The 21,139-nt window shown below is 68.1% G+C and carries 13 protein-coding genes; 8 read left to right on the top strand and 5 right to left on the bottom strand.

All coding sequences use genetic code 11. The features are described from left to right. Positions 1-454 precede the first annotated feature (454 nt). The 3 genes from AB0C28_RS42200 to AB0C28_RS42210 all read left to right on the top strand — a co-directional run bounded on the left by AB0C28_RS42200 (position 455) and on the right by AB0C28_RS42210 (position 7,285). Positions 455-1,435, top strand: coding sequence for a multicopper oxidase domain-containing protein (locus AB0C28_RS42200; protein ID WP_357862120.1), 981 nt, complete (start codon positions 455-457; stop codon positions 1,433-1,435). 136 nt (positions 1,436-1,571) lie between these two features. Beyond that, positions 1,572-5,558: a ThuA domain-containing protein gene (locus AB0C28_RS42205; protein ID WP_358081170.1), complete on the top strand. Its 3,987-nt coding sequence runs from the start codon at positions 1,572-1,574 to the stop codon at positions 5,556-5,558. 128 nt (positions 5,559-5,686) lie between these two features. Continuing rightward, complete coding sequence (locus AB0C28_RS42210; RefSeq protein ID WP_358081173.1) at positions 5,687-7,285, top strand: chitobiase/beta-hexosaminidase C-terminal domain-containing protein; 1,599 nt, start codon at positions 5,687-5,689, stop codon at positions 7,283-7,285. Here the strand turns inward: AB0C28_RS42210 and AB0C28_RS42215 are convergent. From AB0C28_RS42215 to AB0C28_RS42230, 4 genes are all read right to left on the bottom strand, one after another. Continuing rightward, positions 7,257-7,517, bottom strand: coding sequence for a hypothetical protein (locus AB0C28_RS42215; RefSeq protein WP_358081176.1), 261 nt, complete (start codon positions 7,515-7,517; stop codon positions 7,257-7,259). The two genes, AB0C28_RS42210 and AB0C28_RS42215, sit on opposite strands and share 29 nt — an antisense overlap. A gap of 16 nt (positions 7,518-7,533) precedes the next feature. After that, positions 7,534-8,697, bottom strand: coding sequence for an FAD-dependent monooxygenase (locus AB0C28_RS42220; protein ID WP_358081179.1), 1,164 nt, complete (start codon positions 8,695-8,697; stop codon positions 7,534-7,536). Between the two features lie 149 nt (positions 8,698-8,846). Further along, on the bottom strand, positions 8,847-9,797 hold the full coding sequence (sigJ, locus tag AB0C28_RS42225) for an RNA polymerase sigma factor SigJ (RefSeq protein WP_358081182.1): 951 nt from the start codon (positions 9,795-9,797) through the stop codon (positions 8,847-8,849). Between the two features lie 145 nt (positions 9,798-9,942). Further along, complete coding sequence (locus tag AB0C28_RS42230) at positions 9,943-11,169, bottom strand: alpha/beta fold hydrolase (RefSeq protein WP_358081185.1); 1,227 nt, start codon at positions 11,167-11,169, stop codon at positions 9,943-9,945. A 231-nt stretch (positions 11,170-11,400) separates the two neighbouring features. Between AB0C28_RS42230 and AB0C28_RS42235 the strand changes: the two genes are divergently transcribed. Further along, the gene (locus AB0C28_RS42235) at positions 11,401-12,843 is read left to right on the top strand and encodes a PLP-dependent aminotransferase family protein (RefSeq protein ID WP_358081188.1); all 1,443 of its coding nucleotides are present in this window, start codon (positions 11,401-11,403) and stop codon (positions 12,841-12,843) included. A 60-nt stretch (positions 12,844-12,903) separates the two neighbouring features. Here AB0C28_RS42235 and AB0C28_RS42240 read toward each other — a convergent pair whose 3' ends face one another. Further along, on the bottom strand, positions 12,904-13,224 hold the full coding sequence (locus AB0C28_RS42240) for a cupin domain-containing protein (protein WP_358081190.1): 321 nt from the start codon (positions 13,222-13,224) through the stop codon (positions 12,904-12,906). Positions 13,225-13,521: 297 nt separating this feature from the next. Here AB0C28_RS42240 and AB0C28_RS42245 point away from each other — a divergent pair, with 297 nt between their 5' ends. From AB0C28_RS42245 to AB0C28_RS42260, 4 genes are all read left to right on the top strand, one after another. Beyond that, positions 13,522-14,253 carry a sigma factor gene (locus tag AB0C28_RS42245; protein ID WP_358081192.1) on the top strand — a complete coding sequence of 244 codons (732 nt, stop codon included), beginning with the start codon at positions 13,522-13,524 and terminating at the stop codon, positions 14,251-14,253. Between the two features lie 110 nt (positions 14,254-14,363). Continuing rightward, a complete protein-coding gene (dnaE, locus tag AB0C28_RS42250) occupies positions 14,364-17,915 on the top strand; it encodes a DNA polymerase III subunit alpha (RefSeq protein ID WP_358081195.1) in 3,552 nt (1,183 codons plus the stop codon). Between the two features lie 241 nt (positions 17,916-18,156). Further along, entirely contained in the window at positions 18,157-19,632 is a 1,476-nt protein-coding gene (locus AB0C28_RS42255; RefSeq protein WP_358081197.1) for an FG-GAP-like repeat-containing protein, read from the top strand. A gap of 68 nt (positions 19,633-19,700) precedes the next feature. Continuing rightward, positions 19,701-21,119: a VCBS repeat-containing protein gene (locus AB0C28_RS42260; protein ID WP_358081200.1), complete on the top strand. Its 1,419-nt coding sequence runs from the start codon at positions 19,701-19,703 to the stop codon at positions 21,117-21,119. The last annotated feature ends 20 nt before the right edge of the window (positions 21,120-21,139 follow it).

A 21,139-nucleotide genomic window follows, 5' to 3' on the forward strand; every position in this document is an offset into this window, starting at 1 on the left:
AAGGTGACCGGTGCCGCGCCCCATCGATAACACCCATGCTCACTCGCTGTCCAGCCACCAGTTTCGTCACGCTCCGTCACGTAGCGCGACCGGGAGGCCCGTCATCTGCTGGATCGCCGACGAGACTCGCGTCACACCGCACGAATTGGCCACACCTGGCCACATCCCCGCGTGCGGCTGCGCTTCGGGACCGTGACAATCCGTACACGGCGGTCAGGGGGAGCGCCAGCGGTGGAGACCTCGGCGCCGGTCGGAACTTTTGACTCTTTTCGATGCTAGTTATTGACATTTCGCCGAAAAAGGCGCGTACTTCGATCGAAGATCGGTCTAACTACCCCCGTAACCGCACCAATCACGACGCGACCGGTTCAGGCCAAAACCGACGTCGCGCGCGAGCGCGTTCTCCCGAGCACCCGCAAGTCACCCTCACGCAAGCGTCACCGATTGGGGAACCATGACCGAGGTAGGCAGAGGCCTGGCGAAAAGCCTGCTCTCCCGGCGTGCCTTCACCACCTCCGCGGCTGCTGCCGCGCTGGCACCATTGGTCACAGCGAATCCGACCGCGACGATCCAGACCGGCACGACCGGCGCGACCATGGGCGCGGTCCGCCGCATCACCCTGTACGCGGAGCGGCTGGCGGACGGCCAGCTCGGCTACGGCCTTGAGCCCGGCAAGGCGACGATCCCCGGGCCGCTCATCGAGATGATCGAGGGCGACACCCTGGAGATCGAGATGGTCAACAACCTGGACGTGGCGGCGAGCCTGCACGTCCACGGGGTCGACTACGACGTGTCCAGCGACGGTACGCGGCTGAACGACGGCGTGGTCGAGCCCGGCGGCCGGCGCACCTACATCTGGCGCACCCACGCGCAGGGCCGGCGTGGCGGCGGCGCCGGCATCGAGCCCGGCAGCGCGGGCTACTGGCACTACCACGACCACGTGGTGGGCACCCCGCACGGCACGATCGGCATCCGGCAGGGCCTCTACGGCCCGCTGGTGGTCCGCCGGAAGAAGGACGTCAAGCCGGACAAGACGTTCACCGTCGTCTTCAACGACATGATGATCAACAACCGCCCCGCGCACCAGGCGCCGGAGTTCGTGGCCAAGGTGGGCGAGCGGGTGGAGTGGATCGTGATCACTCACGGCGAGTTCTACCACACCTTCCACATCCACGGGCACCGCTGGGCCGACAACCGCACCGGCCTGCTGGAGAGCCTGGAGGACCCGAGCCGGATCATCGACACCAAGATCACCGGTCCTGCCGAGTCGTTCGGCTTCCAGGTGATCGCGGGCGAGCGGGTCGGCCCGGGGGCGTGGATGTACCACTGCCACGTCCAGAGCCACTCCGACATGGGGATGGCCGGCATCTTCAAGGTGACCGACGCGAACGGGAACGTGCCAGGTCAGCCTGGTGGCGGTCACGAGGGCCACTGACGGCCGCACGCGACCGGCCCGGCCCCGAACGTGCCATGCCGTCATGCCCCACGCAGACCTCGAAACCCCGGACCGCGGATGTCCCCGAACGCGTCCGCAGCAGGTCCTGAGCCACTCTCGATCCCGAGGAGCAACGATGGGTCGAACAGACCGTTTACCGTTCCGATCACGCTTCTGGCGGCGCGTCCTGACAACGCTGTCGGTCGCCGTCCTGGTGCTCGGGCTGGCGCCCCCGGCCGTCGTGCCGGCCCTGGCCCAGGCCCCCGCCCCGGCCGCCAAGAAGGTCCCCGTCCGCGTGCTGGTCTTCAGCGGCCAGGCCGCGCAGCAGGACGACCCGGTACGGGCGGCCGCGACGGCGATCAGGGAACTGAGCAAGAAGAACGGGTTCTCCGTCGAGGAGGCCCAGGACCCGGCGGTCTTCACCGCCGACAACCTGGCCCGCTTCCGTGGCGTGGTGTTCCTGTCCGCCAAGGGCGTGACCCTGGACGAGGCGCAGCTCGCCGCCTTCCAGGCGTTCATCAGGGGCGGTGGCGGGTTCGTCGGCATCCGTGACGCCGCCCGCGCGCAGGTGGACTCGGCCTGGTTCACCGAGCTGATCGGCACCCGTCCCGTCGGCGCCCTCCCCATCGCGGAGAAGGTGACGGAGAGCGCGGCGAGCGCGGAGAACCCGCCGAACGAGACCAAGGACAAGGTGTTCGACGGGGACAACGACACCAAGTGGCTGGCCAGGACGCCGACCGCGTGGGTGCAGGGCAAGCTGGACAAGGCCGTCGCGGTGGCACACTACGCGCTGACGTCGGCCAACGACTTCGCCGGCCGGGACCCCAGGGACTGGACCCTCCAGGGCTCGCAGAACGGGACGACCTGGACGGATCTCGACAGGCGTACCGGGGAGACCTTCTCCCAGCGGTTCCAGACCAAGGAGTACGAGTTCGAGAACACCACGGCGTACCAGTACTACCGGCTCGACGTCAGCGCGAACAGCGGTGAGCCGCTGACCCAGCTCGCCGAGCTGCGGCTGTTCGGGCCCGACTCCGCGCCTCCCCCCGAGCCGAAGCCGCAGAAGGCCGTCGTGGACATCCTCGACCGTCAGCACCCGGCGAACGAGGGGCTGCCGCTCACCCTGTCGCGGACCGACAAGTGGCTGAGCTGGAACCCGAACCCGGTGGGCAAGGTCCACACGATCGCGCAGGTCGAGGAGTGGACCTACAACCCGAAGATGGACGGCAACGGCGCGTTCCATCCGGTCTCCTGGTGCCGTGACTACGACGGCGGCCGCTCCTTCTACACCGGCATGGGCGGCACCGCGGCCAGCTACACCGGCGACACGCAGTTCCGTTCGCACCTCGCCGGCGCCATCCGGTGGGCGACCGGCATCGTCAGGGGCGACTGCCAGGCGACCATCGCGTCCAACTACGCCGTGGAACGGCTGACCACGACGAACGCGCAGGGCCAGATGGACCAGATCGGCGAGCCGCACGGCCTGACCGTCGCGCCGAACGGCAAGGTCTTCTACATCGGCAAGGCGGCCTGCGCCACCGGCCCGATCCCCGACTGGAACGACCCGAAGGTGGGCCTCGGCTGCGGCACCATCCACCAGTGGGACCCGCGGGCCAAGCAGGTCAAGCTGCTGACCACGCTGCCCGTCATGGGCAACCGCGGCAGCGGCGACGAGCTGGTCAAGAACGAGGAGGGCCTGGTCGGCATCACCCTCGACCCGGACTTCGCGGAGAACGGCTGGATCTACGTGTACTGGATGCCGCACGCGTCGATCGACAAGAACCGGCGCATCGGCAAGCGTACGGTCTCCCGGTTCGACTACGACTCGCGGACCCAGACGATCGACCAGAGCAGCCGCAAGGACCTGCTGCAATGGGACACCCAGATCCACAGCTGCTGCCACGCGGGCGGAGGCATGACCTTCGACGAGTCCGGCAACCTCTACATCGGCTCCGGTGACAGCAACTCCTCCGGCGGATCCAGCGGTTACTCCGGCAACAACTGGACCCAGGACTACAAGGGCACCTCGTTCCAGGACGCCCGCCGTACCGCCGGGAACACCAACGACCTCAACGGCAAGATCCTGCGCATCCACCCCGAGCCCGACGGGACCTACACGATCCCCGAGGGCAACCTGTTCACCGGCAAGGAGGAGGGCGGCGGCAAGACCCGCCCGGAGATCTGGGTGATGGGCGTGCGTAACATCGCCCGGCTGCAGTGGGACAAGAAGAACGACTGGATCACGGCCGGCTGGGTCGGTCCTGACGCCTTCGGTCCGAGCGAGACGTGGGGACCGGCGAAGTACGAGACCGTGACGGTGCTCACCTCGGCCGGAAACCAGGGCTGGCCGTACTGCATGGGCGACAAGCAGCCCTACCGCGACCGCAGCAACAGCGACGCCACGCAGCCGGCCGGCTGGTACGACTGCGACAACCTGAAGAACACCTCGCCGCGCAACACCGGCCTGGTCGACATCCCGCCGGCGCGCAAGAACATGATCTGGTACTCGCCGCAGGGCGGCGGCCCGGTCTACCCGAAGCGGTCCGACGACAGCGGTCTCCCGACGTACAAGCAGGGCGAGGAGACCTTCACCATGCCCTACCTCAAGGGCGGCAACCAGGCGGTCATGTCGGGGCCGACCTACCACCGTTCCCAGGCCGACACGGAGAGCGGGGTCGCCTGGCCGGAGTACTGGGACAACAAGTGGCTCATCGGTGACGAGGGCAACAGCAACAACCGCATCGCCGTGACCGTGAACCCGGAGACCGCCAGGGAGGCGGGCCGGCCGGCCTTCGCCGAGGACCTGCGCACCATCATCCCGGGCGGCGTCGGCGCCAACCAGATCCAGTCGTGGATGGACGCCAAGTTCGGCCCCGACGGCGCGCTCTACCTGCTCGACTACGGCAACGGCTTCTTCAGCCTGCACGCCAACCAGAAGCTGGTCCGCGTCACCTACAAGGGCGGCCCGGCGACGCCGGACCCGGCCGCGGCCGTGGCGCGTCCCGCCCGGCAGAACGCCGACCCGAGGACGATGGCGTTCTCCAGCGCCCAGGCCGGCGGCGTGGCGTGGGAGTGGAACTTCGGCGACGGCAGCGAGGTGTCGACGGATCCCGCCCCGACCCACACCTACCCCGGCTTCGGCACCTACCAGGCGACGCTGAAGGTCACCTACGCCGACGGCGAGCAGGCCACCGGGAAGATCGTCGTCACGGTCGGCTGCGGCGCGCCCGACGCCCGGCCGACGGTGCAGTTCCTCGACACGCTCACCGGCGTGCGCAACAAGGTCGCCGCCGGCGGCTGCACGATCAACGACCTGATCGACGACGAGCGCGCCTGGAAGAACCACAACCAGTTCGTCAAGCACGCCCGGACCGTCGCGGACCAGCTCCTGGCGGACGGCGTCATCACCGCCCAGGAGGCGGAGGCCCTGCGCACCGCCGCCCGCCAGTCGGAGGTCGGGAACGTGAGCGGGTACGAGTCCATCTTCGACGGCACGGCGTCGTCGCTGATCGGCTGGACCCAGGCGCCGTCCGGGCGGTTCGACCTCCGGCCGGACGGCACGATCCGCAGCTCGGGTGGTCTGGGCATGTTGTGGTACTCCGACAAGGCGTACGCCGACTTCTCGGTCCGGCTGCAGTTCCGTGACAGCTCGCCCGACCCGACCCGCGCCAACAGCGGCGTCTTCGTCCGGTTCCCGGACCCGAGGACCCCGCTGGAGCAGCGTCCCGCAGGAAGCTGCGGCACGGTCGGCTCGGCGCGTACGTCGCCCGCGTGGGTCGCGATCTACTGCGGCCACGAGATCCAGATCTACGACGGCGACACGGGCGAGCCGCAGAAGACGGGCTCCATCTACAACTTCTCACCCAACGGCCTGGGCCGGGCCGGGGCGACCCCGAAGGGCCAGTGGAACGACTACGAGGTCCGGGTGGTCGGCCAGCACTACACGATCATCCGCAACGGCACGGTGATCAACGAGTTCGACAACACGCCGGGCAAGGAGTCGTCTCGCGCCGGTGACCCGCCCACGGACCTGCGCCAGTTCATCAGCGGGTTCGTCGGGCTGCAGAACCACGGCAACAGCGACGTGATCGACTTCCGCAACATCCGCGTGCGCGAACTCTAGGCCGGGTGCCGGGCGGGGGAGCGTACCCCGCCCGGCACCCCACCCAGCTCGGAAAGGTGCATCGACACATGCATGCCGAATCTCTCCCCTCTCTCGTGATCAGGACCTTACGTCGAGCGTCCGGAGCGGTGACGGCGCCGCGCCTGGCCGTGGTGCTGCTCGCCGTGGCGCTGCCCGCGCTCTTCCTCTCCTCTGTCCAGGCCGCCACGCAGCCCCGTATGTCCGGGACGCAGTCCACCGCCACACAGGTGGCCGGCGCGCGGGCGGCGGACCAGGTGCTCACCTGGACCGCCGACGACAGCATGACCGCGTACAAGTCGGTGCCGGAGTCCGCGACGGCGGGCCCCGCCACCATCGTCTTCGAGAACAGCACGGACACCGGCAACTCCACCGGCATGACGCACACGCTGACGTTCGACACCTCCACCCCCGGCTACAACCACGACGTCACCCTCAACATCATCGCCAGCCCCGTCGACGCCAACGGCGGCCGGCACACCGCCCAGGTCAACCTCACCCCCGGCAAGTACCGCTTCTCCTGCGTGATTCCCGGTCACGGCCAGATGGTCGGCGAACTCGTCGTCACCGAAGGCGGGGAGGAGGACACGACCGCACCGCAGGTCTCCGCGCAGGTGGCGGGCGACCAGGACGAGAACGGCGCCTACGTGGGCGCGGCGACGGTCACGATCTCGGCGAGCGACACCGAATCCGGGGTGGACACGGTCGAGTACGCGCTGGACGGCGGGCAGTTCGCGCCCTACACGGCCCCGGTGTCGGTCAACCAGCCCGGCGCGCACACGGTGACCTTCCGGGCCACCGACAAGGCGGGCAACACCTCGCCGGTGGCCTCGGTGGCGTTCACGGTGGTGGCGCCGCAGGAGGAGGACACCACGCCGCCCGAGGTCACCGGTGAGGTGACCGGCGACAGGAACGAGGAGGGCGAGTACGTGGGCGCGGCGACGGTCACGCTCACGGCGACCGACTCCGGCTCCGGCGTGGACACCGTGGAGTACTCGCTCGACGGCCAGCCGTACGCGGTCTACACGGAGCCCCTCTCGGTCGACCAGCCCGGCGCGCACAGCCTGTCGTACCGGGCCACCGACAAGGCCGGCAACACCTCGCCGGTGGGCACGGCGACGTTCACGGTGGCGCCCTCGCAAGGAGGGGACACCACCCCGCCGCAGGTCTCGGCGGTGCTGTCGGGCCAGCAGGACTCGGCGGGCAACTACGTCGGCTCGGCGACCGTGATGCTCTCGGTGAACGACACCGAGTCGGGGGTCGACACCCTGGAGTACTCGCTCGACGGCGGGCCCTACACCGAGTATCCGTCCCCCGTGTCCGTCACCCAGGCGGGCGCGCACACGCTGTCGTACCGGGCCACCGACAAGGCCGGCAACACCTCGCCGGTGGCGACGCTGAGGTTCACCGTGGTGCGTCCTGAGGACGACACCACGCTGCCGCAGGTGTCGGCCGCGCTCACCGGCAGCATGGACTGGGCGTGGAACTACGTCGGCTCGGCCACGGTCAAGCTGACGGCGAGCGACGTCGGGTCCGGGCTGGACACGGTGGAGTACTCACTCGACGGCCAGCCGTTCGCGGCGTACACGAAGCCGCTGACGGTGGACCAGCCGGGCGAGCACACGCTGTCGTACCGGGCCACCGACAAGGCCGGGAACATGGCGGTGGGCACGGCCACCTTCATGATCGTGGAACCCGGCGGCGAGTAGCAGGCGTGCGGTCGCCGATGCGCGCCGACCGCACGATGTCCGGGACGCTGGTGCTCCGCAACGCGTGGCGGAGCACCAGCTTCCGCAGCACCAGCTTCCGCAGCACCAGCTTCCGCAGCACCAGCTTCCGCAGCACCGGCTTCCGCAGCACCGGCTTTCGCAGCACCGGCTTTCGCGTCACCTGGAAGATGCGTGCGCCCTTGGCCGGGATGTGCCGCACAAGCTCGGTCACCGCAGCTGATCCGGGCTCATACCGCAGCGACGTCCGCATTCTTCGACATTCTGCCGCGCATGAAAAACTGCCGGACCCAGCGGCCGATGACGGGCCAGTCCTCGCCCCGGGTCCAGAAAAGGCGCAGCAGTTTCTCGCGGCGGCCCGACGGGTTGAACCACTGACGCAGCCCTTCGGCCGTGCCCTGCCACTCGGTGATGACCGGTCGCAGTTTGCCTTCCCATTCGGTCAACGCCGTTTCGAGGTCGTCCGGATGCCGCTGCAGCATGGAGCCGAGCAGATCCGCTCCCACCAACCCTGCCGAGACACCCATTCCGGCGTAGAGCGTAACGCACCATGCCGAATCACCCAGTAGAACCACCCGCCCTCGATGCCAGGAGTCCATCCGTACTTGTTCGGCCGAGTCGAAGAGGATGTCCTTCACCTTGTCGGCCTCGTCGAGGACAGCGCCGAGCAGTTTGCCCGTCGGGCGGTCGCCGAAGACCTGACGCAGCCGCTGGGCCGGAGGCAGGCGGAACTCGGAGTCGATGTCGTCAGTGCGGTACGTGAGCATGACCGTGGGGATCCGGTCCTGGAAACCGAACACCCACATCGCGCGGTCGTGGTCCGGTTCCAGCAGTACGGCGGTGTCTTCCTGCGCGAGGCCGGGCAGGGGCTTGGAGAGCTGGAAGGCACAGGTGATCCCGCCCAGTCGGTGCATGTAGCGCTCGTGCGGGCCGAACACCAGGCTGCGCACGGTCGACCTCAGCCCGTCCGCGCCGACGACCAGGCCGAACCGCTCGGTCACGGTGTCGCCGTTCGCGGTGTCGCGCAGGGTTACGGCGACGCCGTCGGCATCTTGCCGGATCTCTGTCGGGACGGTGGAGAAGCGGATCTCGACGTCGCCGGGCAACGCTTCGAACGCGGCGTTCTCGACGTCGCCCCGCAGCATCATGCGCGGACCGCCGGGAAGGTCGCCGAGGATGGCCGTGCTGGTCCGGTTGCCGCGGCGGTCGATCTCGTAGTGGACGGTGTCGGGGGCGCCGTGGTCCGGCACGCCCGGCCCCATGCCCAGCCGCTCGGCGCTCGCGCGCCCCGCTCCCCACAGCAGTACGAAGTAGCCCCCCGTTCGGCGCTGCTGTGCCCGTTCGACGATGATCGGCTCCCAGCCGATCTGACGCAACCGGATCGCCGTGGCCATACCGCTGATTCCCATTCCGACGATGAGTGCGCGTCGGCTCTGTGCGTTATTCATTTCTTCAGCATAGAAACTGATCGGCCATTTTTCGCATTCGTCCGGTAGGGCATATCTCATAGCCGAACGACCTCACGATTGCCGCCGCTGAATCGTCACAGATTGAAGCCCCGCCAGGCCTGGAGTTTGTCCGGATTGACTATCAGCCAAATATCGGTGACGCGGCGGTCGTGGACGGCGATGGCCATGACGCCATTGATTCCGCCGTTGGCGTGGGTGACCAATCCGGGGCGGCCGTTGACGCTTTCTTCGGTGATCTCCTGGGCGAAATTCTTCTCGCGCAGGCCGAGGAAATAGCGCGCCGCCTTCTCGGAGCCGGCGATCGGGCGCAGGGCCGCCCGGACCTTTCCTCCGCCGTCGGTGCGAACGCTCACCTGGGGGTCGAGCAGCTTGATCAGGCTGTCGAAGTCACCGTGCTCGCAGGCGTTCTTGAAGGCGGCGACGACGCTGCGATGCTGATGGGCATTGACGGTGAGGCGCCGGTCGCGCTGGAGGTGCCGCCTGGCCGAGGTGGCGAGCTGACGGCAGGCCTCCGGAGTACGTCCGACGATGTCGGCGATCTCAGGATGCGGCAGGTTGAAGATGTCGTGCAGGACGAAGGCGACCCGTTCGGCCGGAGTCACGGATTCGAGCATGACGAGTACGCCCATACTGACGGAGTCGTCGAGAGTTACCTGCTCGGCCGGATCGTCCTGCTGGGTTTTCGCGGCGCTGGACCACCGGGCGTCGCCGGGAAGAGGGTCAGGAAGCCAGTCGCCGACGTACCTTTCCCGGCGCGCCCGGGCCGAGCTGAGCTGGTCCAGGCAGATCCTGCTGGTCACCCGCACGAGCCAGGCGATCTGCGATTGGATGGCGCGCTGTGCTTCGTCCGAGAGGGCATACCACCGCGCGTAGGCGTCCTGCACGACGTCCTCGGCGTCGTGGGTGGAGCCGAGCATTCTGTACGCGAGATTCAGCAAGGTGACGCGATCGTCCGGCGTCACGGTGGCGCGTTCGTCGAGGATCGAAGTCAGGGGGAGTGCGGCCTGCCCCCGGTAGCGTGGCATGACGGCTCTCCTTCCGCGGTTCACGTGGCGAACCACCCGAGATCACTGTTTCTCCCCGTGTACCGAGGCTATGCCGCTGTACACCGCATTCATCCAGGACCGCGGCAAAGATGGATCTTCCCGATCCGTCTGTCCTGTCTGGCCGTCATCGGCTCTTGTGGCTGTTGAGCCAGTTGATGACGTCAGTGGCCGCGCCGCCTTCGTCGTGCGGGGTCAGCACGGAGTAGTGGTCCTTGCCCGGGTAGACGCGGAGCTTGACCGCGGTGCCGGCCGCGCGGGCGTCGTGAGCCGCCTGCTTGGTCACGGCGATCTTGATGGACGGGTCCTGATCACCTTGGAGCAGCAGCATCGGGCCGGGGGTCTTTCCGCGAGGCACGCTCTGCGCGTCCAGCAAGGGCTGCAGCTTCAGCGCGGCCTGCGGGGTCTGAGGCGTGAACTGGAAGTCGTTCAGCTTGTCGCCGAGGTCGGTGGAGAAGTACTCCCAGATTTTCGCGGTGCACTCCTTCTCGGCTACAGGCAGCATGCGCATGGCCTGGTCGCCGAGGTAGTCGTCGTACCGCAAGCCGGGGTGCAGCGTTTTCAAACCCTGCAGCGCCAGCAGATAGAAGCCGCGGTCCACCGGGCCGGGCGAACCGTAGTTGTAGGCCTGACCGACGTCGGTCACCGGTGCCATCCCGACCGTGCCCCGGAAATCGAGGCCCCGGCCCCAGGTCTTGGAGAGTTCCCCGGCGGCGATGGCGGCCTGCCCGCCCTGGGAATGCCCGACGGCGAACCACGACTTCGACAGCGAGGGCTCGGCCTGGATCGCGGCGCGAACGGCATCGATCATGCCACGGCCTTCGCTGTCAGCCACGATGTAGGGATGCTCACCAGGGGTGCCCAGGCCCTCGTAGTCGGTCGCGGCCACCGCATAGCCGGCCTTGAGCAGTTCGACGATGAAACCGCTGTAGCCGTACAGGTCGACCTTGCCGTCCTTGTTCGCCGTGGTGGACGGAGCGCACTGGTCGCTGGTGCCGGAGGACCCGTGCCCCCACGACACCACGGGCCAGCCTCCCTTGGGCACCTTGCCTTTCGGCTTGAGGAGCACCCCACTGACCACGATGTCATCACCGTTCAGCGACCGGGAGCGATAGGTGAGCCGATCCGCCCGTCCGGCCACCGACGCCAGCGCCGGGTCCAAGGCGGCGAGGGCCTTGGCCGAGATCAGCTCCCCTGCGCCCTGGGGTCCGGTTGCCGCGTGTGCCTGCGCCGCAGGCCGCTGCGCGGTCACGGTCTGTTCGCCGCTGCTCTGGGCGGCGAGCGGCGTTCCCGCGGCAAGTGCCGCGGTCACGGCCGCCCCGAAGGCGAGACTGCGAAACTTCGTTGCTTGCATCGATGACACTCCCCGATCGCTCCCGGCCGTTGCGGCAGGCCAGGAGTACTGATGGCTACGACTGTCTCGACGACAGGGACGGGACCGGTGTGATGATTCACCTCGAACTGTGAGCGAGGCCACACGCGAAGAGGCCTGTAGCGGCAGTCCGTCCCCGTGGTGGGAAGCTGGGTGTTCTCGCCGGCGCTCGCGGATGGGGGCATGCGACGCGAGACCAGAGGGGGTCGGCAGGTGCGAAACTCGCCGGACGATGAGGCTGACTGCGGGTCAGGTCTCGACCTGCATCTCGACCTGACCCGCGACCGCGGGGCCGGACGGTCGCTGGAGAGCGCCCTGCGCGAGGCCGTGCGACGGGGGCGGCTGACCGCGGGCACCCGGCTGCCCGGCACCCGTACCCTCGCCGCCGACCTCGGCTTGTCCAGAGGCACGGTCGTCCAGGCATACACGCAGCTCATCGCTGGAGGGTGGCTGACAGGCGTGCGCGGATCCGGCACCCGGGTGGCCGACGTGCTGCCGGAGTCCGGTACCAGCCAGGCCGCCGACCACGCTCCTCCGGAGCCGGGCGTCACGGCCCTCGGCGACCTGCGTCCCGGCCGGCCCGACGTCAGCGCCTTTCCGCGCGCGGACTGGGTCGCCGGCGTCCGCCGGGTGATGTCGGCGATGGAGTCCGAGCAGCTGGGTTACCCCGATCCGGCAGGCATGCCCGTGCTGCGCTCGGCAGTCGCCGAGTACGTCTCGCGGACCCGTGGAGTGTCTGCGAGCGCCGGATCGACGGTGATCACCGCCGGGTTCACCCAAGCGCTCGCGCTGCTCGCGCGCACCTTCCGTGCTCTCGGCGCCCGGAGCGCGGCCACCGAGGACCCGGGATTCGCGGTGCACCGCGAACTGCTGGCCGCGGCGGGGATCGATCCGGTGCCGCTGGCGGTGGACGCTGGTGGGTCCGATCCGGCGCACTTGCCGGATGACACGGGGTTCGCGCTGCTCACTCCCGCGCACCAGCACCCGTGGGGCGTCGTGCTGGCGCCCGGGAGGCGCTCGGCGTTCATCGACTGGGCCCGGCGGAACGACGCCTACGTGATCGAGGACGACTACGACGGCGAGTTCCGCTACGGCCGGCAACCGGTTGGCGCGATGCAGCCGCTGGCACCCGACCGGGTGATCTACGCGGGCAGCACCAGCAAGACCCTGGCCCCGGGGGTGCGGCTCGGCTGGCTGGTGGTGCCCGCCTCCCTGCGCGGCCCGCTGCTACGGACCGTGCGAGAGACCGGCTCGGCGCCACCGGTGATCGATCAGCTCGTGCTCGCTGACCTGCTCTCCCGCGGGAGCTACGACCGGCACGTACGGCGGGCCCGGCTGGCTTACCGGCGGCGCCGCCAGGAGCTGGCCGAACGGCTTGCGGTGGTCACCGACGCACCGCTCACAGGCGTCGCCGCCGGGTTGCACACGCTACTGCCGCTCGCCTCGGAAGCCGCCGAACGTGAACTGGTCGCCACGGCGGAGCGCTCGGGCCTGCTCCTGCAGGGCTTGCACACGGCGGACTACTGGTATCCGACAGACCAGGAGCGGCCCGCCGCCCTGCTCATCGGCTACGCCACACCGCCGCAGCACGCTTGGCGTCAGACACTCGACCTGCTGGTCTCGCTGGTCAGCGGCCTGTCAGGAACAAGCGGGTAGGGGTGCCACCGGCGAACGCCGCGAGCGGGCACCCACTCCCGGGACGGCCGCCGGCCGGCCTCAGGACGGACGGGGGACGCGGCGGTCACGGCGGGCCGCGAGCTCCTCGTCGCCGACGTAGCTGAGCATCGGCTCACCGGGCACGCAGAACATGACCACGACGAACCGGCTCCACCGGTCGGACAGGTTGTTGGCCGCCTGGTAGTGGATGACGTCGCCGCCGGGCTCCCAGAACGCCTCGCCCGTGCGGATCACCCGTTCCGGCTCACCCTCAAGCTCGAAAATCACCTCCCCTTCGATCATGTACCCGTAAACCGGGCCCGAGTGCCGGTGTGGCGGGGAACCGGAGTCGCCGGGCGGCAGCTCGATGAGCACAGTCATCGCATGGGCAGGATCGGGAAGCTGGAGCGGCGTCCCGTCAAGAAGCAGAGTGAGTTCGGAATTGCTTTTCAGATCCATGCCATCGACGCTAGGCGGAGAACGGACCAGTGAACTAGTCCACTTGTCGGCTTCCTGGCTGTACCACTTGCCTCAGCCGAGCGGACGGTCCGCCCTTCTCCTGTGGCCACCGCACCGGCTGATTCCCGCGGTGTCCGCCTCACACAGGAACGCCCCTACGTCGTCGTAGAGGTATGAACGTCACGCACCCCTGGGCTGTCCGCCGTCGTTCCGTCCGTCATGTCTGAGCCCGGACGGCCCTGGCGCCGGCTCTGCGTGGGCATCAGCACGATCGTGAGCGAGCGGCGGCTGCTGACCGCGGTCGCTGAGCGGTTGCTCGGCTCGGCGCGGGAAGCCGAGGACGTGGTACAGGAGACTTATGCCCGCTGGTACGCGATGCCAGAGGACCTGCAGGACGAGGCCGGCTGGCCCACCGCATGGCTCACCAGCGTCGCGAGCCGCCTGTGCTTCGAACGACTGAACGGGGCGAGGGTGAGTCCGCCCCTCCTGGCCGAATCCCGTCACCCTGGCGAACGCGCGCCCCGTGGCGGGCCGATGACGCCCTGGGTGCCCGTCTACCGGTATGACCGCATCGTCCAGGCGTTCAAGAGGGCTTGCGAGGGAACGGACGGCGTCGGCGAGTTGACCGTACTGCTCGCTCCCGACGTCACCCTGATCACGGACGGCGGCGGCCGGGTACGCGCACCTGTCCGGCCGGTCACCGGAGCCGAGCAGGTCGCGCGTTTCGTCGTCTGCCTGTTCGGCGGGCAGGACGACGTGACCTTGGTGGAGGCGTCGATCAACGGCGGGGCGGGGCTCGTCGTCCGCGTGGCCGGCACCACGGCCGCGGTCGTCATGCTGCACACCTGCGACGACAGCATCCAGGACGTGTGGATCGTGATGAATCCCGAAAAACTCCGCGCGTGGCAGAAACACGAGGACCCCCCGCAGGACACAACGCGGACACGATGACGCGGGCCCGCGTCCCTCTCGACCGACTGGGCCCGCGATGCCCCATCAGCCCCACAAGACGGAATAGGCTCGTGCGGTAAGTCTGCCGGGGCGAGCGTTAAGGGGACCGGGTGAGCAAGTCGTTCGTGCATCTGCACGTGCACACCGAGTACAGCATGCTGGACGGTGCGGCCAAGCTGAAGCCGCTGTTCAAGGAGGCCGAGCGGCTGGAGATGCCGGCGATCGCGATGAGCGACCACGGCAACATGTTCGGTGCGTACGAGTTCCAGAAGGTCGCGGCGGGTTCCCCGGTCAAGCCGATCATCGGGATCGAGGCGTACGTGGCGCCGCACAGCCGGTTCGTGAAGAAGCCGGTGTTCTGGGGGCAGCGCGCGGAGACCGGCGTGGCGGACGGCGAGGGTGGTAAGGACGTCTCCGGTGGCGGCCGGTTCACCCATATGACGATGTGGGCCAAGGACGCCGACGGGCTGCGCAACCTGTTCCGGCTGTCGTCGCTGGCCTCGTTCGAGGGCTACTACTCCAAGCCCCGCATGGACCAGGACCTGGTCTCGCAGCACGCGTCCGGGATCATCGCCACGACCGGTTGCCCGTCCGGCGCGGTGCAGACCAGGATCCGGCTCGGCCAGTACGACGAGGCCGTCAAGGTGGCCGGCGAATACCAGGAGATCTTCGGCAAGGAGAACTACTTCCTGGAGCTGATGGACCACGGCATCGACATCGAGCGTGACGTACGCGAGGATCTGCTCCGGCTGGCCAAGCAGCTCAACATCCCGCTGCTCGCCACCAACGACTCCCACTACGTGACCGAGGACCAGGCCGACGCGCACGACAGCCTCCTGTGCGTCGGCGTGGGTAAGAACAAGGACGACCCCAACCGGTTCCGGTTCAACGGGTCCGGCTACTACCTCAAGTCCGCCGACGACATGTACCGCCTGTTTCCCGAGCTGCCGCAGGCGTGCGACAACACGCTGCTCGTGGCCGAGATGATCGGCGACTACGGCGACGTGTTCAAGCAGGTGGACCGGATGCCGGACTACCCGGACGTGCCCGAGGGGGAGACACAGGAGTCCTGGCTGCGCAAGGAGTGCGAGCAGGGCCTCGTCATGCGGTACGGCGAGCCGGTGCCCGCCGAGGTGATGGAGCGCTACGAGACCGAGATGAAGGTCATCGGCCCGATGGGGTTCTCCTCCTACTTCCTCGTGGTCGCCGACATCTGCAAGTACGCCCGCGACAACGGCATCCCGGTCGGCCCTGGACGAGGGTCGGCGACCGGCAGCATCGTGGCGTACGCCACCCGCATCACCGAGCTGGACCCGCTGGAGCACGGCCTGCTGTTCGAGCGCTTCCTCAACCCCGAGCGGATCAACCCGCCCGACGTCGACCTCGACTTCGACGACCGCCAGCGCGACCGCATGGTGGCCTACGTCACCGAGAAGTACGGCAGCGCGTTCACCGCGCAGGTGAACACGTTCGGCACCATCAAGGCCAAGGCCGCCGTCAAGGACGCCAGCCGGATCCTCGGCTACCCGTTCGCGATGGGCGACAAGATCACCAAGGCGATGCCGCCGGACGTCATGGGCAAGGGCGTCCCGCTCGCCGACATGTTCAACGAGGACCACCCGCGCTACAACGAGGGCACCGAACTGCGCGCCCTGTACGAGAACGACCCCGACGTGCGCAAGGTCATCGACACCGGCCGCGGCATCGAGGGGCTGATCCGCGGCACCGGCGTGCACGCCGCCGCCGTCATCCTGTCCTCCACCCCGCTGCTCGACCTGATCCCCATGCATAAACGGGACAAGGACGGCGTCGTCATCACCGGGTTCGACTACCCGTCGTGTGAGGACATGGGCCTGGTCAAGATGGACTTCCTGGGCCTGCGCAACCTGGGCATCATCGACCACGCCATCAAGATCATCAAGCAGAACCGGGGCGTCGAGCTCGACACCCTGACGATGGAGCTCGACGACGCCAAGACGTACCAGCTGCTGGCCCGCGGCGACACGCTCGGCGTGTTCCAGCTCGACGGCGGCCCCATGCGCTCGCTCCTGAAGCTGATGGAGCCGACCCGGTTCGAGGACATCGCCGCCGTGCTCGCCCTCTACCGGCCCGGCCCGATGGCGGCCAACGCGCACACCAACTACGCCCACCGCAAGAACGGCCGCCAGGACATCGAGCCGATCCATCCGGAGCTGAAGGAGGCGCTGGAGCCGATCCTCGGGCCGACCTTCCACCTGCTCGTCTACCAGGAGCAGATCATGGCGGTCGCCCGTGAGCTGGCCGGCTACTCGCTCGGCGGCGCCGACCTGCTGCGCCGCGCCATGGGCAAGAAGAAGCCCGAGATCCTGGCCAAGGAGTTCGCGAACTTCCAGGCCGGCATGCGCGGCAACGGCTACAGCGACGAGGCCATCCAGGCGCTGTGGGACGTCATGCTGCCCTTCTCCGGGTACGCGTTCAACAAGTCCCACACCGCCGGCTACGGACTCGTCGCCTACTGGACCGCCTACCTGAAGGCCAACTACCCGGCCGAGTACATGGCCGCCCTGCTCACCTCCGTGGGTGACGACAAGGACAAGGCGGCCGTCTACCTGGCCGAATGCCGCAAGATGGGCATCCAGGTGCTCCCGCCGGACGTCAACGACTCCCAGCTCGACTTCGTCGCGGTCGGCGACACGCAGGTGCGGTTCGGGATGGGCGCGGTCCGCAACGTCGGTGAGAACGTCGTGGACGGCATCGTGAAGGCCCGCACGGAGAAGGGCCGCTTCACCGACTTCAACGACTTCCTCGCCAAGGTGCCGCTCACCGCCTGCAACAAGCGCGTCATCGAGTCGCTGATCAAGGCGGGCGCGTACGACTCCATGTCCCACCCGCGCAAGGGCGTGCTCATGATCCACGAGCAGGCCGTCGAGTCCGTCATCGACATCAAGAAGAACGAGGCCCACGGCCAGGACTCGCTGTTCGGCGGGATGGACGACGCCGGCGACGACGCGGCGTTCACGATCGCCATCCCCGACATGGAGTGGGACAAGAAGACCAAGCTCGACTTCGAGCGGGAGATGCTCGGCCTGTACGTGTCGGACCACCCGCTGGCCGGCACCGAACGGCTGCTCGCCCGCAACCGGGACACCACGATCGTCGACCTGCTCGACTCCGGGCGCGACGACCGCGGCGACGTCCGCGTGGCCGGACTGGTCACGAAGGTGGACCGGCGGGTGAACAAGGCGGGCAACACATGGGCCATCCTCACGGTGGAGGACATGGACGCCGCCGTGGAATGCCTGTTCTTCCCCCGCGCCTACGAGCTGTACGGGCCTGAGCTGCGGCCGGACATCGTGGTGTCGGTCGGCGGCCAGATCAACAACCGCGACGGCGCCATCAGCATCTTCGCGAACGAGATGACCATCATCGACGTGTCCGGCGTCAGTGAGTCCGGCGCTCCGATCACCCTGCTGCTGCGCGAGGAACGCATCACACCGACCCTGCTGGACGAGCTGCGGCAGGTCTTGAAGATGCACCAGGGCCAGGTGCCGCTGCAGGTCAACCTGCGCCGGCCGGCGGGCAAGGTCATGGTGATGGCGCTGCCGGAGTGGCCGGTCAACGCCGAGCCGAGTTTCGCCGCCGACATCAAGGCGCTGCTCGGGCCGGAGGCGCTTTCCCTGTGAACCGGCGGATGGGAGAAGGTCGCCCACGCCGCTGGAAAATCGCTGTAACCGGCGTCCAATGAAGCATTGAGGCGCCCTCCGTGGCAGCGCCGGCGACGCAAGTGGCGCCGGTGCTGCCACGGGCGAATGGCCGGTGGAAACGGTGCGTGACAGGGCGGCGGTCTCCACGGGCCGGGTGCGGGAAAAGACGTTCAAGCGCGTTTGAACCGGGTTTGCAGAAGCCCGGCGCAGGCTTCGCAGCATGAAACAGCACACCGCGTTCTTATCCCGCACCCTCCGTTCGATGCTGGCGGTTCCCGTCGTCGCCCTGGGCGTGGTCGCGCTCTCCGCGACGCAGGCGTCGGCGGTCTCCCGCCCGGCCATCGTCGCCGCGGCCCAGGACCAGCTCGGCAACTCGTCGCGTAATCACGAATCGCCGATGGGCAGCGGCTGCAACTACTACACCGGCTATTTCCGTACGTGGAAGCCCGCCGGCGGCTGCCCGTCGAGTGACGGCGTCCAGTGGCGCGACAGCGACTGGTGCGCCGACTTCGTCAAATACGTCTGGCAGCGGGCCCGCGTTCCGCACGCCAACGTGCCCGAGACCGGCGGCGGCATACTCACGGGATGGGCGTCGTCGTTCAAGGACTACGGCGTCAAGTACGGAACGTGGCACACCCGCGGCAGCGGCTACACGCCCCAGCCCGGTGACTCCATCGTCTTCGACTGGGACCAGAGCGGCGACATCGACCACGTCGGCATCGTGAGCTCGGCGAACGGGAGCACCGTCTACACGATCGAGGGCAACAGCGGCGACCGGATCAAGGCCAACTCCTACAGCCGCTCCAACATCGACATCGTGGGCTACAGCGCTCCCGTCGGAGGGACCTCCGAGGAGCCGAGGGACGGCAACAGCGTGACGGGCGACCCGTACGCCGACCTGCTCACCGTGGACGCCGCCGGCAAGTTGATGCTCTACAGCAACAACTTCGTCCGCGACAACGGTCAGCCGTATACCGGTAGTGAGCCACGCGAGGTCGGTCACGGGTGGGGCGGTTTCGCCAGGACCATTCCCGCCGACATCACCGGCGACGGGTACACGGATCTGCTGGCGGTGAATTCGGCCGGGAAGCTGATGCTGTACAGCAACAACATCGTTCGCGACAACGGCCAGCCGTACACGGGCAGCGAGCCTCGCGAAGTGGGCCACGGATGGGGCGGTTTCTCGAACGTCATTCCCGCTGACGTCACCGGCGACGGATTTACGGATCTGCTCACCGTGGACACTGCCGGCAAGTTGATGCTCTACAGCAACAACTTCGTCCGCGACGACGGCCAGCCGTTCACCGGCAGCGAGCCTCGCGAGGTCGGCCACGGTTGGGGTGGTTTCTCGAAGATCATGCCCGCCGATGTGACCGGGGACGGTTTCACGGATCTGCTGGCGCTGGATTCGGCCGGGAAGCTGATGCTGTACAGCAACAACTTCGTCCGCGACGACGGCCAGCCGTTCACCGGCAGCGAGCCTCGCGAGGTCGGCCACGGATGGGGCGGTTTCTCGAAGGTCATTCCCGCTGACGTCACCGGGGACGGTTTCACGGACCTGCTCGCGGTGAATTCCGCCGGGAAGCTGATGCTCTACAGCAACAACTTCGTCCGCGACAACGGTCAGCCGTTCACCGGCAGCGAGCCTCGCGAGGTCGGCCACGGCTGGGGCGGCTTCGCCCAGATCCTGGCCTGACCGCTTCCCCGCCCGTGCCGGCCCAGGCGGCCGGCACGGGGCCCTCCTCATCACTCGTGGAGCAACCCATGCGACCTGCCCTCATCCGATCCCTGACCGGCCTGCTTGTCTCCCTGTGCCTCTCGGTGCCCGTCACCTTGATGGCTTCGGCTCCCGCGCACGCCGCGGACACCGTGCCCTGCGACAGGAACGGAACCACTTCGGCCGACGCCAGCATGGCGACGCGGTTGAACAGAGAATTACCCGGTGACCTGCGCGGCTCGATGACGGCTTACCGGGTGTCCTGCGCCCGCGTCATCATCGCCACCGTGAAAAGCCGGGGCCTGCCGGTCCGGGCCGCGCAGATCGCCATCACCACCACCATCGTCGAATCCACCATCCGCAACCTGACCTACGGCGCCGACGACAGTGTCGGGCTTTTCCAGCAGCGTCCTTCGCAGGGCTGGGGAACGGTCGACCAGATCCTGAACCCGGTCTACGCGACGAACAAGTTCCTCAGCAAGATGCTCCGGTTCGACTGGCGCAACGATCCCATCGGCAAGGTCTGCCAGCAGGTGCAGGTCTCCGCCTATCCCAACAGGTACACGGAAGAGACGCCGGACGGTGTGGCCATCGCGAACGCGGTGTGGTCGATGTCGGAGCCCGCGGAGTTGCCCGGCAACAGTGTGACGGGTGACCCGTACGCCGACCTGCTCACCGTGGACCCGGCCGGGAAACTGATGCTCTACAGTAACAACTTCGTTCGCGACAACGGTCAGCCGTACACGGGGAGTGAGCCTCGGGAAGTGGGCCACGGGTGGGGTGGTTTCGCGCGGACCATTCCTGCGGATGTCACTGGGGACGGGTTCACGGATGTGCTCGTGGTGAATTCGGCCGGGAAGCTGATGCTGTACAGCAACAACATCGTTCGCGACAACGGCCAGCCGTACACGGGGAGCGAGCCTCGGGAAGTGGGCCATGGCTGGGGCGGTTTCTCGAAGGTCATTCCCGCTGACGTCACCGGCGACGGATTCACGGACCTGCTGGCGCTGGATTCCGCCGGGAAGCTGATGCTCTACAGCAACAACTTCGTCCGCGACAACGGCCAGCCGTTCACCGGCAGCGAGCCTCGCGAGGTCGGCCACGGCTGGGGTGGTTTCGCCAGGATCATTCCTGCGGATGTGACCGGGGACGGATTCACGGACCTGCTGGCGCTGGATTCCGCCGGGAAGCTGATGCTCTACAGCAACAACTTCGTCCGGGATAACGGTCAGCCGTATACGGGCAGCGAGCCTCGTGAGGTCGGTCACGGCTGGGGCGGTTTCTCGAAGGTCGTTCCCGCCGATGTCACCGGCGACGGGTTCACGGATCTGCTGGCGCTGAATTCGGCCGGCAAGTTGATGCTCTACAGCAACAACTTCGTCCGGGACAACGGCCAGCCGTACACGGGTAGCGAGCCTCGGGAAGTCGGCCACGGCTGGGGCGGCTTCGCGCAGATCATGGCCTGACCGTAAAGAAAGGCGCGAGG

The sequence above is a fragment of the Nonomuraea sp. NPDC048892 genome (assembly GCF_040649735.1).
Taxonomy (GTDB): Bacteria; Actinomycetota; Actinomycetes; order Streptosporangiales; family Streptosporangiaceae; genus Nonomuraea; species Nonomuraea maheshkhaliensis.